Genomic DNA, 14,737 nt, shown 5'->3' with positions numbered 1-14,737 from the left:
GTTCCTTTCATAGGACGTTGTCGCTGACGATCATGGCGGGACGGCCCCGCCGAGCGATCAGCGCTGTCAGTTCGCGTGCGACGCGGCGCCCCGAGATCGAAGTGTCAGGGATCGCCGCCAGGCACTCGCGGGTGACGTCGTCGACCACGTTGAGAATGCGGAAGCGGCGGCCCGTGGCGAACTGGTCGTGCACAAAGTCCAGCGACCAGCGGGCGTTCGGCCTGGCCTCGATCAGGATCGGCGCTCGCGTGCCGATGGCGCGACGACGGGAGCGGCGCTTGCGCACCGTCAGACCTTCCTCGCGGTAGAGCCGGTAGATCCGGTTCTTGCCCGAAGGTTCGCCCTCACGTCGCAGCAGCACGAACAGCCGGCGATAGCCGAACCGTCGCCGCTCCACAGCCAGGGCGCGCAGCCGCTCGCGCAGCGCCGTGTCTGGCTGTCGGCAGGAGCGATAGCGCACCGATTTGCGGTCGGCCTTGATAATAGAGCAGGCCCGCCGTTCGCTGACGCCGAATGTCGCCTTCAGATGGGCGACGGCCTGGCGCATCGCCGCGGGCCCTACCACTTTTTTGACAGCAGATCGTTCAACGCCGCCTTGTCGAGCATGGCGTCGGCCAGAAGACGCTTCAGCCTGCCGTTCTCGTCTTCCAGGGCGCGCAGGCGCTGGGCGTCCGACACGCTCATCCCGCCGAACTTAGCCTTCCAGGCGTAGATCGTGCCCTCCGACACGCCGTGCTTGCGCGCCAGCTCGCCCGCTTTGGCGCCAGCCTCGTTCTCCCGCAGGATCCCGATGATCTGCTCTTCCGTGAATCTCGCTCGTTTCATTCCGTCCGTCCTTTCAAGGGCCGGACTCTAGCTCCGCGTGGAGGAAATTCTCAGGGGCACGTCAATATCGGTCCCGAGACGCCGAACCCGTTGTTCGTGACCGTGCTCCGCGCGAGCGGTGACTATCCCTCCATCGAGACGGTGCTGGCAGACATACTGGGTCTCACGAAAATCAATTACAACGCCTGCAATTTCAGCGACGGGTTGCCGGTCACCATTCGTTTCGCGGACAAGGTCGGCGAAGTGCTAACTATGGGCAGCGCTACGGGAGCAGAGCGACAGCCGTTCAAGTTCTACGTTTAGGGGCGTCGGACGTGCGCTGGCCACCTTTGCTGTTCCCGGGCTACTCGATCCGAAGACTGAGTCCTGTTATGGAGGACTGACGGTACTTTCAGGCGGCCGCCGGAGTTGCGCTGGGCAGGCAAAAAACGGGTCTGAGGGGCGATTGACCTCGATAGATGCCGGAACCGCGAAAATATTTTTTCTGGCAGTTTTTTCAATGAAATCAAAAGCGTAGCATTTTGACGGCCTCACAGTCGGAGAATGACCGTCAGACCGGGTACTTACCATCGAGTTTTCAAACACTTATGCGAGATTCAGACAATCGAGTGGGAATAGGGGCAAAGATCATGTCAGACAACAAACGTATTGTTCTCTCCAGCGATCACGCGGCCATCGATCTTCGGCAGACAATCGCGACGCATATTGCGGCGCAGGGCTGGGAGCCTGTCGATATTGGCCCGGTCACGCCGGAAAGCACGCATTACCCCAAACACGGCGAGGCCGCCGCCCGGCTTGTGGCCTCCGGAGATTGCCGGCTCGGCATCATTCTCTGCGGCACGGGCCAGGGCATCATGATGGCAGCCAACAAGGTGAAGGGCATCCGGTGCGGCGTGTGCAGTGACACGTTCTCGGCCCGCATGATCCGCCAGCACAATGATGCGAACATGCTCTCCCTCGGCGTGCGGGTGATCGGTGAAGGCCTGGCGCTGGATATCGTCGACGCCTTCCTGGCCGCGCAGTTTGAAGGCGGCCGCCACGCGACGCGCGTGGATATGATTGTGGCGCTGGAAGCCTGAGGACGGCCAGAAACCAGGAACGGCACGAAACTTGCGCCGGGCTGGAACATCGCGGTAACCGCCCTTGGGCTGGCCAGAACGGGTCGCCGCTGTATATCTTCCGCAACCGGGCCGGGACGCCGCGCTGCGGGATGGTTTCAAAGGCAGTAAGATTTGAACAGGATGACAGAATTCAGGGGGATCGGTGGGTTGGCCCTTCAGGGTGAACTCATGGGCCATCCGGACGACCCGGCAATTGTCCTGCTTGAGCATCCTCAGCAGAGCCCTGACTTCTGGAGAGATCTGTGTGTTGCGCTCGTAAAAGCGGGCAGGCAGGTCGTGCGCATCGCCCATGGAGAAGCCTCGTCAGCGCTCAAGCGGCGCGGCACGGACGCCTACACAACGGAAACCCTGCGCGCCATTCTCAGCCAGCTCCCGATGCGGCCGGTCCTGCTTGCGGCAGGCGATCATGCCGCCGCGGCCATCAGCGCGGTCAGCCAGGATGGCGCATTGCTCGCAACCGGCCTTGTTCTCATCACGCCGGATATTCATCCGGCCACTGAGATCGCTACCATTCTGGAAAGTCTGCCGGCGCTGATCATTACAACCGCCCAGGGCGCATCCCCTCACGGCATCGCGCATGTTGCGATGGGCGTCCCGCATGCCGAGGCTGTGGAAATCGGGGCAGGCGAGCCGTTGACGGCCGCAGAATGTCTTGATGCTTTCAGCGCCGTTCTGATCGACTTTCTGGAGCGCCGCCTGCCGCGTTCAACGCCTGAATACAGGCTCGGATCGGACGCGCGCACCCTGCGGGATGCCCTGGGGTGCTTCGCCACCGGCGTTACCATTCTCACAGCGCGGGATAGCGCCGGCCAGCCCGTCGGCCTCACCGCCAATTCCTTCACGTCCGTCTCCCTCGATCCACCGCTGCTGCTGGCCTGTATCGCCAGATCCTCGGCGAGTTCGGAAGTATTCCGGTCGTCCGCTCATTTTGCGGTAAATGTCCTTCACATCGGGCAGCAGCCTGCTTCGATCCGCTTTTCGCGCCGCGATGAAGACCGTTTCGGCGCTACGCCCTGGGAGCCGGGCCTGAATGGTACGCCGGTGCTGACAGGCTCTCTGGCGACATTTGAATGCGCCCGCCACGACGTTCACGAAGGCGGCGATCACATCATTCTCATGGGACAGGTCGAGCGAGCCCGCTTTGAGCCGCGCCGTGACCCGCTTCTGTATTTCCGCGGCAAATACCGCCGCCTGCATTTCTCCTGACAGGCCCCGGAAAGTCTTAACGAAATCCTGATCCGCCGCGCCAGGCTCGCCCTGTGCAAGAGGGGAAGGGGGTAGGTTCCGGCCGCCCGGCGATCGCTGGCGCCGCGGCGCGGACAGCTCGCCAACCCTAAAGCCTGAAGCTCCAGAAGCCGCGTCACAGCCCGCGCTCCTTATGCCATGAGTCGCATAATCTATATTATGGGCAATTTTATTATTGGCGCCATGTGGCGCCTAAGCTCTTGAATTCAGGATTGATTCTTGAAGACACGCAAATGCGCGCGGGTAGATCATCCGCTGCGCCTACAATCTGCCACCTCAGCCGCTGATGCTGATTTCCATGCCGTCAAAGCCTGGCTCAACATTCGGCGGCAGTGTTTCCAACAATGTCCGGTAATCCATGTCGACATGCAGATTGGTAAGCACCGCCCTCGCCGGTTTCAGCGCCTCGATCCATTCGAGGGCCTGATCGAGATGCGCATGGGACGGGTGCGGCGCATATCGCAACGCATCAATGATCAACACGTCCAGCCCGGTAAGATGCTTCATCGTTGAGGACGGCAGCGCGTTAACGTCGTTGCAATAAGCAACATTGCCAATCCGGTAACCCATGCACGGGATTGATCCATGCACCATGGTCACGGGCAAGAATTCCACAGCCCCGCCCGCCCCGCTGACCGTAAACGCCTGCCCGTCATTTACGGTTATGTGCGGAGACAGGATCGGCGGGTAACCCTTTCCGCCAACGAAACAGTATTCAAACCGCGTCATCAGACTGCCGCGGGCATACGGATCAAAATAGACCGGGATAGCGCTGCGCTGGCGAATGGCCAGGGCGCGCACATCGTCAATGCCGTGAGATTGATCCGCGTGATCGTGCGTGTAGATAACCCCGTCCAGATGCGTCACGCCGGCGTCCAGAAGCTGCTCGCGCAAGTCGGGCGACGTGTCGATCAGGATATTCGTCAGCGCGCCGCCCGCGCCCTCTTTCTGCACCAGCGCGCCGCAGCGGCGGCGTTTGTTCCTGGGCTCTGCCGGATCACAGACACCCCAGTCTCCGCCCACGCGGGGTACCCCGCCGGACGATCCGGTACCGAGCAGGATGATCCGTGAGCTGCTCACGCCGCACCCACCTTGTCAAACAGCGTCAGCGCGTTGGCTTCGGTGATCTCCTTAACCTCATCCACAGGCATTCCCTTGAGCGCCGCCAGCGCTTCGGCCACATGAACCAGATAGGAAGGCTCGTTGCGCCGCCCGCGCATCGGAACGGGCGCCAGATACGGACAATCCGTTTCCAGAATGATCCGCTCGATCGGCACATCCCCCATCACGGCGCGCACATCCTTTGCGCTCTTGAAAGAGAGTATTCCGGAGACGGAAAAATAAGCTCCCAGTTTCAGCGCCCGCTGCGCCAGCCCTTCGCCGCCGGTGTAGCAATGAAGCAGCGGACGGATGGCGCCCTTGGCCATTTCCGCCTCGAGAATATCCGCCATCAGATCATCCGCCTCCCGCGTATGCAGGATAAGAGGAAGGCCGGTATCGCGCGCTGCTGAGATATGTTCCAGAAGGCTGGAAACCTGTTCCTTTTCCGGGCTGTATCCATAGTGAAAATCAAGGCCCGTTTCGCCGATCGCCACCACCTTCGGGTCCCGCGCGGCTTCGATCATCATCTGCGCGGTCACATGCGTAAAATCTTTCGCATGGTGCGGATGCGTGCCCACTGAACACCACATATCGGCGTTCGCGCTGGCAATGGCGTAAACGGACGGAAAATTGTCGAACCGGTCACAGATCGCCAGGAAACGCCGCACACCCGCGCCGCGCGCGCGAGCCAGAACCTCTTCGAGGTCTTCTGCGAAAGCTTCGCCGTGGAGGTTCACATGGGTATCAAACATCAATCCATCATTCACTTGGCGGCGGCTTCGTGCATCGCCGCGATGATCTTGGAGGCGACTTGCGCTGCGTCCATATTCAGGGTTTCCGCGTCCCCTGAAAGCCGCGCCAAGCCGAGCCAGGCTTTGGCGGCACGCGGCTCATGCTCGGCGCGCTGGGCGACCCATTCCAGCACTTCATCCCGGAAAGCAAGCTCGGCCTCCGGCCCGTCACTGGCGGCGCTCAGGGCGGCGGCAACGACCTTGTCAGATGGTTTGGGCATCGCCTTGATCAACGCCCGCGCCGCGCTGGCCGCATTCATGGCCGCAGTCGATGACAGCCGCAGCCCAAGCCCTGGCCGTCCTCTCGCGAGGCTGCTGGCGACGGGCGGCGCGCCGGCCGCCTCCAGCGCGCGTGCGCAGTTTTCTTCCGATAAAATGGAGAGTTGCAGAATGCGGCACCGCGATCGAATGGTCGGGAGGATCGGCTTGGACCGGTGATTGACCAACAGCAGGATGCTCTGCGGCGGCGGCTCCTCCAGTGTCTTGAGAAGCGCGTTCGCCGAGTTGCGGTTTGCCTCGTCAATCGCATCCACTATGCCGACACGCCAGCCGCCCATGGCGGGCTTCATCTCGAAATGATGGGTCATCTGGCGAATCTGATCGACTGTGATGTCCTGCGCCAGCTTGCCCTTGTCATTGAGTTCGCGGCGCTGAACGCTGATGTCAGGATGGCTGCCGGCAAGTATGGCGCGCATCACGCTGTCATCCGCAGGCGCATCAAACGGCGCCGAAGCAGTCCCGCGTGCACCCAGTAGATAGGCGCCAATCCGCTCGGCCAGCCGCGCCTTGCCGATGCCGGACGGCCCTTCGATCAGCCAGGCATGATGCAGCCGCCCGCTGCGGTATGCGGAGAGGAATGAAGCCTCCGCCGCTTCATGCCCAAAGAGAGGAAGCGCAACGGTCATGGCGACACCGCGCCGGGCCTATCCACCAGCGTACCGATTTCAGTCCATGCCGCAGCCAGAACGCCCTCAGGCGTCTGCCCGGCATCAATCAGCCGGCATCGCTCCGGCTCTGCCTGCGCTATTGCCAGAAAGGCAGCACGAACCGCCTCGTGGAATGCGTCCGGACGGCGCTCGAACGTGTCGAGCGCGCCGGCGCGCACAGCCCGCCGCTCACGCGCGATCTCAAGCGACACATCCAGAACCAGCGTCATTGAGGGCAGTGTATCGCCCAGCACTTCACGTTCAATCGAGAGCAGGGTGTTTTGCGCCACGCCGCCGCCGATGGACTGGTAGACGCGCGTGGAATCGGCAAATCGGTCACAGATCACCCAGTCTCCGCGCGCCAGCGTGGGCCAGATCAGCTTTTCCAGATGATCCCGGCGCGCCGCATTGACCAGCAGCGCCTCAGACAGCGGCGACCACGCCTCCCCTTCCGGCGGGTGCAGCAACAGATGGCGCGCTGCTTCGGCCAGCAGCGTGCCGCCTGGTTCCCGGGTCAGCACGGCATGGATGCCGGCCGCCTCCAGCTTCAAGACAAGCGCCTTGGCGAGCGTAGACTTTCCAGTGCCCTCGCCGCCTTCCAGCGTGATGAAATGTCCGGCCGGCCGGTCACTCATTGCCACTGGAAATGAACGTCCGCACGCCTTCGAGCGCCATGCCGACAAAGCCGAGCTTCTTCACATCCGCTTCGGCGATGATGGGGGCTTCGGTGGGCTCCGAGCCCTCCATGGTAATCACGAGTTTGCCGACCTGATCACCCTTTTTCACCGGCGCCTTCACGGGGCCGGCGAGCACGATCTCCACTTTCGCGTTGGAGAAAGCGGCCTTGTGGCCAGCTACTTCAATTGGCTCCGCCAGCGAAACCGGCACCGTACGGGTTTCGCCCAGCCAGACCTCGACATCGGGCAGCGCCAGTGTTTCCGGTCCGATCGTTTTCAGTTCGAAGCTCTGGAAGGCGATGCGCATCAGGCGCTCGCTTTCGCGTGCCCGCGCCGCCATCGTGGGCAGACCATTGACAACAATGGTGCGGCGCACGCCGTCGCGTACCGCCGAAGCCGTCAGGCCATAGCCGGAAGATTCCAGGTGCCCGGTTTTGAGGCCATCCGCGCCGGCCACTTCAAGCAGCGGGTTGCGGTTTGCCTGCGTGTACTGCCGCCAGGTGTAGGAGGGCAGCGAGTACCATTCATAATATTGCGGATAGTCGTCGATGGTCATCTTTGCCAGACGGGCAAGGTCTTCAGCGGAGACCACATGGCCTTCGCCGCTAAGCCCGGTGGAGTTGACGAAGTTCACCGATGTAAGACCCAGCTCGTGCGCCATCTCGGTCATCCGGCGGGAGAAGGCCTCCTCAGACCCGGAAATGCCTTCGGCCAGCACAATGCAGGCGTCATTGCCGGACATGGTAATCACGCCGTGCAGCAATTCCTCGACGGTGGGGGTATCCTTGGGCACCAGGCCCATTGTGGACGTGCCGGAAGGGAAGCCGCCCCGGCGCCAGGCGTCCTCGCTCACCGTGAATTTGTCCGTCAACGACAGCTCGCCGCGTTCAATCAGTTTGAAGACGACATAGGCCGTCATCATCTTCGTCATCGACGCGGGCGTCATCGGCTCGTCGCCGTTCTTGGTATAGAGGATCTTGCCGGTTGCGTGATCCATGATCACCGCATGGCTCGCCGGCGTATCGATCATCTGAGCCGAAGCACTGGCGCTGCTGAGCGCCCCGAGGGTCAGTAAGGCCGCAAACACCTTGCGAAAGGGAACCACGATGTCTTTCTCCTGTGCCGTTCTGGCGGCCGCAGGATATTCAGCGGCCTTCTGCACTGCATAGGCAGGAAAAAGGGCCGGTTTGTGGTCAGCGTCAATGGGGGTGCTGAGGGTTCCTCAGTATCCGGTGACGATCCGGCCGTCTGCGGTGCCTTCGGCGGAGAGGTTATTGCGAACCTGTTCGGCGGCCGCATGATCCTGGAAGGGGCCAACGCGGACGCGGAAAAAGTCGGCGCCGTTGACGCGGGCGGGCACAATCTCGACCGGCAGGCGCGATTCGACCTGACGCAGCATCGCTTCGGCATTGCCAATGTCAGAGAAGGAGGCGAGCTGGACAAAAACGCCGCCGGTCGCCGCTGCAGGGGCAGTGTACGCGGTCGGCTGAGGCGCAACCGTCATCGACATCAGCCGCGGCGTCTGCGCCGAAGTCGTCCCGCCGCCCAGAAGCTCATCGTCAGTGGCCACAGGCGCAGCGGACGCCATCTGCGTCACAGCCGGTTGCGCAGCCGGAGCTTTCACCGGAGGGGGAACCGGAGCAGGCGAACGTGAAGTCTGGGAAACCGCCTGGGCGGCCAGCACGGGCGCGGGGCTCAGATAACGCAGACGTACATTCCCCTTCCCTGCGCCGTTCATGCCAAGCGCTTCGGCGGCCTTGCGCGACAGCTGCAGGTTGGCGCCGTCCTCAAACGGGCCGCGATCATTCACGCGCACCACAACTTCGCGCCCGGTGTCCAGATTGGTCACGTGCGCGAGGCTTGGCAGCGGCAGGCTGGGGTGCGCTGCGGTCATTTCAGCCTGGCTGAACAGCTCGCCATTGGCGGTGGGCAGACCGGCAAATTCTTCGCCATACACAATTGCCAGACCGGTTTCGACAAACTCGCCATTGGCGGCCGAAGGGGCAGTGGGCTGCGCAACAACCGGCGCCGGCGCGGCGTAAGCCATCCCCTGCCCGGCCGGCTCAGGCATTGCCTGAAGCGACACGCTTTCGACCACGGGACGAGCGGGCACGAGCATCTGCGGAGCTTCGGTCAGCGCGCTTTCGCGGGTTGTCCGGGCCAGCGGCGCTGTGGTCGTGGAGGCAGTGCGCACTTCACCGGCGCCCGGCTGAGAGTCCGGGTAGCGGAACTCGATGCGTGCCGTCGCCTTGTCCACCGGGATAGACCGGGCTTGCGGCGCAGCAGCAACAGGCGCCTGGGCAACGCGATAGGTCGCGGGCGCCGGCGCATTCATCGCTTCGTTCTTGTAGACGATAGGCGCGCCTGCAGGGCCCGCTTCAGCCGTTGCCCCAAAGGCACAGGCAAAGGCGAGAACGGAAAGGGCAACCTTGGAACGGCTCACAAAAGTCGAACGCTTGAACGGCATGGGCCGCAAATCTCCTCATTCTGAGTACCGGATCACATTCAGTGGTCCGGGCGGCTTCTGCCGCTTTCAGGAGGGTGTTTACCATGGGTTGGTGGAATCCCCGTCAACGCAGACAGGTAATCCAACACGCCGGATTAAGTGTGTAGTAACAGTTTTGGCGCCCTTCCCCTCTTGCCTTCCCGGCAGGCTTCGGGGAAACAGCACCGGCTCGGAGGAGTGGCAGAGTGGTTTAATGCGGCGGTCTTGAAAACCGTTGAGCCTTCGCGGGCTCCGGGGGTTCGAATCCCTCCTCCTCCGCCAGCAGCTTGTCTCCCCAAGCCGTCCGTTTCGGTCATAATGCCAGACTGCCTCCTTGGACAAAATGAGATCCGGCATGCCGTCTCTGTTCTTCATTACGCATCCAGAAGTCCTGCTGGATCCGGCCGTTCCCGTAGAGCGCTGGCATCTGAGCCCCAAAGGCGCAGGCCGAATGCAGGCCTTTGCCGCTTCAGAGATAATGTCCCGCGTCAAAACCATCTGGGCGAGCGGAGAGACAAAAGCGGTGGAAGCTGCCGCGATACTTGGGCGCCACCGCGATGTTCCTGTCCAGACAGATGAGGCGCTGGGCGAGAATAACCGGCAGGCAACCGGTTTCCTGCCCCCGGCCGAGTTTGAGCGGGTTGCCGATGCCTTCTTTCTCAATCCGGAGGAAAGCATTCGCGGATGGGAGCGCGCGATTGATGCACAGGCGCGCATATTGAAGGCATTCAAGGCCATCACCCGGCATCCCCCCGCTGGAGATGTCGCGATCATCTCTCATGGCGCGGTTGGTACGCTGCTCTACTGCGCGCTGACAGCGCAGCCCATCAGCCGTCAACATGATCAGCCTTTTCAGGGTAATTACTGGCGCGCAGATTTTCCCGGCCTCAAACCGGCCACGGGCTGGACACCTATCGCGCCAGTCTAGGCAAAGGCGGATGATCAGCCCGGGCACGCCTTCAAATCGGGCAGTTGCGGGGCGAGCTGCCTCACGGAATTCCCATCATGGTAGAATTCGCAACGCAGATGAAAGAAACTCGTCCGGTAACCTTAGTTTGAGGTTGAGTCGGCCCGCAAATGCCCTCTAAGACTATGCGCGGGGCGGGCATCCATGCTGCTGCGTTTCGGCCAGAAGGGCGGGAAATAGTGACAGAATTGATACGGAAAGCCGTGGAGGCGCCGCGCGCATGCGCTTGGGTTTCCTTGAGCGATTCCGGCATCCCAACTCTCCTTTCGGTAGGCGCTTGCCCCCCGGGCAATGAGGGCGCTGCGGCGCTTCCGGCCGTCTATCCAGAGTGGTTGGGAGACCGCGCCTTTGCCGCTGCTCACGGCGCCCGTTTCAACTATGTCGCCGGTGAAATGGCGCGCGGAATAGCAACGCCCAAAATGGTTACCGCGGCGGCGCGCGCCGGATGCGTTGGCTTCTATGGCAGCGCCGGCCTCCCCCTTTCCGAAATCAAATCAGGCGTTGCCGAGATCAAGTCCGCCCTCGGTCCCGAAGCGCGCAACTGGGGCGCCAATCTTATTCATTCCCCGCAGGAGCCTGGCCAGGAAAAAGCGGTGATCGACCTCTTTCTGGCCGAAGGCGTCAGCCGCGTATCCGCCTCCGCCTTCATGCGCCTCACTGCTGATGTGGTGCGCTACACGGCTCTGGGCCTCTCACGGGCAGCAGACGGCACCATCCGCCGCGCCAACCATGTCTTCGCCAAGGTCTCCCGCGCCGAAGTCGCTGAAGCCTTCATGGCGCCAGCGCCTGAAAAGATGCTGCAACAACTCGTCGCCGCCGGAGAGATCACCGCCGCGCAGGCAGACCTTGCCGCTCAGGTGCCGGTCGCCGCCGACATCACCGCCGAATCCGATTCCGGCGGCCACACCGACAATCGCCCCGCCGCGCCTCTCTTCAGCTCACTGGCCGCCGCCCGCGCCAGGATCGCGGCGCGGTTCAGCCTGCCTGAAAGCAGCATCCGCATCGGCCTTGCCGGCGGCATCGCCACGCCGCAATCGGTAGCCGCCGCCTTCCAGATGGGCGCGGCCTATGTGCTCACCGGCTCCATCAATCAGAGCGCCGTGGAATCCGGCCTAGCCCTGTCCGGCCGCAAACTGCTCGCCAAGGCAGGCCCGGCCGATGTGGCGATGACGCCTGCGGCAGACATGTTCGAACAGGGCGTGCAGGTTCAGGTGCTCAAGCGCGGCACGCTGTTCGCCATGCGCGGCAAGAAGTTCCACGCCTTCTATCGCAGCGGCGCTTCTTATGAGACCCTGCCCGCCGAAGACCGAAGATGGATAGATGACGTGCTGGGCGAGCCCTTCGAGGCGGCCTGGCAGGCCACACGAACCTACATTCAGAGGGTAAATCCCGCTGAAGCCGCCCGCGCGGATGCCGATGGCAACAAACGCCTCGCCCTGGTGGCCCGCCGCTACCTGTTCATGGGCGCCCAATGGGCGCGCGAAGGGCAGGCTGACCGCACGGCCGACTATCAGATATGGTGCGGCCCCGCGATGGGCGCCTTCAATGAATGGGTCGCCGGCAGCTTCCTGGAGCCGGTCGAGGCCCGCACCGTTCGGCAGATCGCGCTGAACCTGATGGAAGGCGCCGCCCGCATCACACGCGCCGGCCAGCTGCGCGCCATCGGCCTCACCGTTCCTGCCGAGCTGTTTTCCTTCCGGCCTGTTGCCTTCGAGTAAGATCATGACACGCAAGTCTTCCCTTTACGATCCCGCAGCGCCCATTGCAGTGGTCGGCATCGGCGCGATCTTTCCCGGACGCGGCTATACAACGGGCTTCTGGCGCGACATCTTCGAGGGCCGGGACCTTCTCACCGATACCCCGCCCACGCATTGGCTGGTGGACGACTATTACGACGCCAATCCGCTGACGCCGGACCGCACCTACGGCCGCCGCGGCGGTTTCCTCTCGCCGGTCGCCTTTGATCCGCTTGCCTTTGGCATTCCGCCCGCCGCCCTGCAGACCACTGACACAGCCCAGCTCCTGGCCCTCGTCGCCGCAAAGATGACGCTCGACGATGCCGAGCGTGACAGCGGCGGTAAATTCGACCGTACACGCACCAGCGTCATCCTCGGCGTTGCCTCGGCCACCGAACTCACCGCCCATATGGCAGGCCGTCTCCAGCGCCCCGCCTGGGTCAACGCCATGCGTCAGGCCGGCCTGCCGGAAGACGAAGTGCAGGACATCGCCCGCCGCATCGAGAGCCATTACACCGAGTGGAAGGAAAGCACCTTCCCTGGCCTCCTGGGCAATGTCGTTGCCGGGCGCATCGCCAACCGTCTGGATCTCGGCGGCAGCAATTATGTCACCGATGCCGCCTGCGCCTCCAGCCTCTCGGCCCTGCAGATCGCCATGCATGAATTGCGCGCGGGCGATTCAGACATGGTGCTCACCGGCGGCGTTGATGCGCTGAACGACATCCTGATGTTTATGTGCTTCTCGAAGACGCCGGCGCTCTCGCCCACGGGCGATTGCCGGCCCTTCTCGAATGCCGCCGATGGCACGATGCTCAGCGAGGGCATCGGCATGATTGCCCTGCGCCGCCTTGAGGATGCCGAGCGCGACGGCAACCGCATCTACGCCCTCATTCGCGGCATCGGCGGCGGCTCCGATGGCAAGGGCACCGCCATCTACACGCCCCTGCCCTCAGGCCAGGCCCGCGCCCTGCGCCGGGCTTACGATCAGGCAGGCTATGGCCCTGACGCCGTCGATCTCGTCGAAGCACATGGCACCGGCACTAAGGCCGGCGACAAGGCAGAGCTTGAAGGGCTGCATCAGGTCTTCGGCGAAACCGCAAGCGGTAACGACCCCTGGTGCGCCATCGGCTCGGTGAAGTCCCAGATCGGCCACGCCAAAGGCGCTGCAGGTTCGGCCAGCCTGGTGAAAGCCATCCAGTCCCTGCACCGGAAAGTCCTTCCGCCCACGATCAAGATCGAGGAACCCGCCGACGTCATCCGCGACAGCGCCTGCTTCTACGTCAACACCGAGGCCCGCCCCTGGGTCAGCGCGTCTACCCGCCCCCGCCGCGCCTCGGTCAGCTCCTTCGGCTTCGGCGGCAGCAACTTCCACGTCGCCCTCGAAGAATATACCGGCCCTGCCGCCGCAAAGCCTGAGCGCGTTTTTCCCGCCGAGCTCTTCCTCTACAGCGCCGATGACAGCGCCGCATTGACTGAAGCCCTGGAAAGCGCGGCGCAGGCCGGCCTCACCGAAGATGCCTTCGCCAGCACCGCAGAGGCCACCCTCAAACGCTTCATCGCCAGCGCGTCCGCCCGCGCCGCCATCACCGCCACCAGCCCGGAAGACCTCGCCGCCAAGGCCGCCCGCCTTGCCGCGCAGATCGCAGACGGTTCTGCGGGCCGCGCGCCCCTGCCGCAGGGCTGCAGCCTGTCGCTCACGCCGGCCATGCCGGGCAAGATCGCCTTCCTCTTCTCTGGCCAGGGTAGTCAGTATACGGGCATGGGCGCAGACCTCGCCATGGCCTTCCCCGCCGCCCGCGCCGTATGGGATACGGCCGCCAACCACCCCGTCACCGGCGCGCTGATGCTCCACCGTCTTGCTTTCCCGCCGACGGCCTTCGACCAGGTGGAGTTCGGCAACCAGACCAAACGCCTCACCGCGATGGAGCACGCCCAGCCAGCGATCGCCGCCGTCGCCCTCTCCCATCTCGCGCTGATCGAGGCCCTCGGCCTCGAGGCGGACATGACCGGTGGCCATTCCTTCGGCGAGATCATGGCCCTGCACCATGCCGGCGCTTTCGATACAGACGCCGCGCTCACTATCGCCGCCGCCCGTGGCCGGGCCATGGCCGATGCCGCTGCCTCAAACGAAGGCGCGATGCTTGCCGTCCAGTGCGAGGCAGACGCCGTGCGTGATCTGGTCAGCCAGATCGGCGGTGGCCTCGTCATCGCCAACGATAATGGGCCGAGCCAGGTCGTCCTTTCCGGCCCCGTCGCCGCCATCCAGAAGGCCGAAGCGCTGATCGCAGAACGCGGCGTCAAGGCCCGCCGCCTGCCGGTTGCCACCGCCTTCCATTCCAGCGTCGTCAGCGCCGCAGTTGATCCGTTCCGGGATGTTCTCTCCGGACAGAAGATCAAGAAGCCTCGCCTGCCGGTCTACGCCAACGCCACAGCAGCGCCCTACAAGGCCAAGACTGCGGACATGGCTGGCGAGATCGCCTCGCAGGTCGCCACCCCGGTCCGCTTCCGCGAGGAAGTCGAAGCTATGTACGCCGCTGGCGCGCGCATCTTCGTCGAAATCGGCCCCGGCAATGTCGTCAGCGGCCTCGTTGCCGACACGCTCGGCATCCGAGACCATCTCGCCGTCGCGCTGGACAACAAGCGCGTCAACGGCGTCGCCCAGTTCCTGTCGGCTCTCGGAAGCCTCAGCGTCGCGGGCATCCCGCTCGATTTTGCCGCCCTGCTCAGCGAAACGCCGCCGCCGGTTCCAAAGCCGCCGCCATCGCGCCATGCGGTGATGCTCACGGGTGCCAATCACGACCGCCCCTATCCGCCCAAGGACGGCGCCGCCGGACGCGCGCCGCCCAACCCGCCACGCGCCCTG

Annotated in this window: 11 protein-coding genes, 1 tRNA gene and 2 pseudogenes; 7 read left to right on the top strand and 7 right to left on the bottom strand. The window is 63.7% G+C overall.

The features are described from left to right. Positions 1–16: 16 nt before the first annotated feature. Positions 17–825 (bottom strand): annotated as a pseudogene (locus HPO_RS18735) (IS3 family transposase); the annotation flags it as partial. 66 nt (positions 826–891) lie between these two features. Between HPO_RS18735 and HPO_RS18725 the strand changes: the two are divergent. The 3 genes and pseudogenes from HPO_RS18725 to HPO_RS20405 form a co-directional block, all read left to right on the top strand. After that, positions 892–1,128 (top strand): annotated as a pseudogene (locus tag HPO_RS18725) (argonaute/piwi family protein); the annotation flags it as partial. Positions 1,129–1,454: 326 nt separating this feature from the next. After that, entirely contained in the window at positions 1,455–1,904 is a 450-nt protein-coding gene (rpiB, locus tag HPO_RS18720; RefSeq protein WP_035602473.1) for a ribose 5-phosphate isomerase B, read from the top strand. 162 nt (positions 1,905–2,066) lie between these two features. After that, positions 2,067–3,152: a flavin reductase family protein gene (locus tag HPO_RS20405; protein WP_035602470.1), complete on the top strand. Its 1,086-nt coding sequence runs from the start codon at positions 2,067–2,069 to the stop codon at positions 3,150–3,152. A 315-nt stretch (positions 3,153–3,467) separates the two neighbouring features. On the opposite strand, the gene HPO_RS18710 is transcribed toward HPO_RS20405, so the two are convergent. From HPO_RS18710 to HPO_RS20090, 6 genes are all read right to left on the bottom strand, one after another. Further along, positions 3,468–4,271, bottom strand: a complete 804-nt coding sequence (locus HPO_RS18710; protein ID WP_035602467.1) for an MBL fold metallo-hydrolase — start codon at positions 4,269–4,271, stop codon at positions 3,468–3,470. After that, the gene (locus tag HPO_RS18705; protein WP_035602463.1) at positions 4,268–5,044 is read right to left on the bottom strand and encodes a TatD family hydrolase; all 777 of its coding nucleotides are present in this window, start codon (positions 5,042–5,044) and stop codon (positions 4,268–4,270) included. Before HPO_RS18705 ends, HPO_RS18710 begins: the two co-directional genes overlap by 4 nt. An 11-nt stretch (positions 5,045–5,055) precedes the next feature. Continuing rightward, positions 5,056–5,988 (bottom strand): hypothetical protein, encoded by a 933-nt coding sequence (locus tag HPO_RS18700; protein WP_051612828.1) that lies wholly within the window; start codon positions 5,986–5,988, stop codon positions 5,056–5,058. Then, complete coding sequence (gene tmk, locus HPO_RS18695; RefSeq protein WP_035602458.1) at positions 5,985–6,644, bottom strand: dTMP kinase; 660 nt, start codon at positions 6,642–6,644, stop codon at positions 5,985–5,987. The genes HPO_RS18700 and tmk overlap by 4 nt, the downstream gene beginning before the upstream one ends. Continuing rightward, the gene (locus tag HPO_RS18690; protein ID WP_241767963.1) at positions 6,637–7,791 is read right to left on the bottom strand and encodes a D-alanyl-D-alanine carboxypeptidase family protein; all 1,155 of its coding nucleotides are present in this window, start codon (positions 7,789–7,791) and stop codon (positions 6,637–6,639) included. Before HPO_RS18690 ends, tmk begins: the two co-directional genes overlap by 8 nt. Before the next feature lie 117 nt (positions 7,792–7,908). Beyond that, positions 7,909–9,153 carry a septal ring lytic transglycosylase RlpA family protein gene (locus tag HPO_RS20090; protein WP_051612827.1) on the bottom strand — a complete coding sequence of 415 codons (1,245 nt, stop codon included), beginning with the start codon at positions 9,151–9,153 and terminating at the stop codon, positions 7,909–7,911. 210 nt (positions 9,154–9,363) lie between these two features. Here HPO_RS20090 and HPO_RS18680 point away from each other — a divergent pair. The 4 genes from HPO_RS18680 to HPO_RS21145 form a co-directional block, all read left to right on the top strand. Further along, positions 9,364–9,453, top strand: a tRNA-Ser gene (locus HPO_RS18680). A gap of 73 nt (positions 9,454–9,526) precedes the next feature. Beyond that, complete coding sequence (locus tag HPO_RS18675) at positions 9,527–10,099, top strand: histidine phosphatase family protein (protein ID WP_035602456.1); 573 nt, start codon at positions 9,527–9,529, stop codon at positions 10,097–10,099. 149 nt (positions 10,100–10,248) lie between these two features. Continuing rightward, entirely contained in the window at positions 10,249–11,856 is a 1,608-nt protein-coding gene (locus tag HPO_RS18670) for a PfaD family polyunsaturated fatty acid/polyketide biosynthesis protein (protein ID WP_422120104.1), read from the top strand. 4 nt (positions 11,857–11,860) lie between these two features. Further along, positions 11,861–14,737: type I polyketide synthase (locus HPO_RS21145; RefSeq protein ID WP_157532927.1), on the top strand; the 2,877-nt coding region annotated here is incomplete at its 3' end.

The sequence above is a fragment of the Hyphomonas polymorpha PS728 genome (genome assembly GCF_000685315.1).
Classification (GTDB): domain Bacteria; phylum Pseudomonadota; class Alphaproteobacteria; order Caulobacterales; family Hyphomonadaceae; genus Hyphomonas; species Hyphomonas polymorpha.
Note: the sequence above shows the minus strand (reverse complement) of the source record. Positions and strands in the feature narration are given on the sequence as shown.

What these genes read in the sequence shown, in the direction of transcription:
- rpiB (WP_035602473.1), top strand. Translation starts at nt 1,455, where the DNA reads ATGTCAGACAACAAACGTATTGTTCTCTCCAGCGATCACGCGGCCATC.
- HPO_RS20405 (WP_035602470.1), top strand. Translation starts at nt 2,067, where the DNA reads ATGACAGAATTCAGGGGGATCGGTGGGTTGGCCCTTCAGGGTGAACTC.
- HPO_RS18705 (WP_035602463.1), bottom strand. Translation starts at nt 5,044, where the DNA reads ATGTTTGATACCCATGTGAACCTCCACGGCGAAGCTTTCGCAGAAGAC.
- HPO_RS18700 (WP_051612828.1), bottom strand. Translation starts at nt 5,988, where the DNA reads ATGACCGTTGCGCTTCCTCTCTTTGGGCATGAAGCGGCGGAGGCTTCA.
- tmk (WP_035602458.1), bottom strand. Translation starts at nt 6,644, where the DNA reads ATGAGTGACCGGCCGGCCGGACATTTCATCACGCTGGAAGGCGGCGAG.
- HPO_RS20090 (WP_051612827.1), bottom strand. Translation starts at nt 9,153, where the DNA reads ATGCCGTTCAAGCGTTCGACTTTTGTGAGCCGTTCCAAGGTTGCCCTT.
- HPO_RS18675 (WP_035602456.1), top strand. Translation starts at nt 9,527, where the DNA reads ATGCCGTCTCTGTTCTTCATTACGCATCCAGAAGTCCTGCTGGATCCG.
- HPO_RS18670 (WP_422120104.1), top strand. Translation starts at nt 10,249, where the DNA reads ATGCCCTCTAAGACTATGCGCGGGGCGGGCATCCATGCTGCTGCGTTT.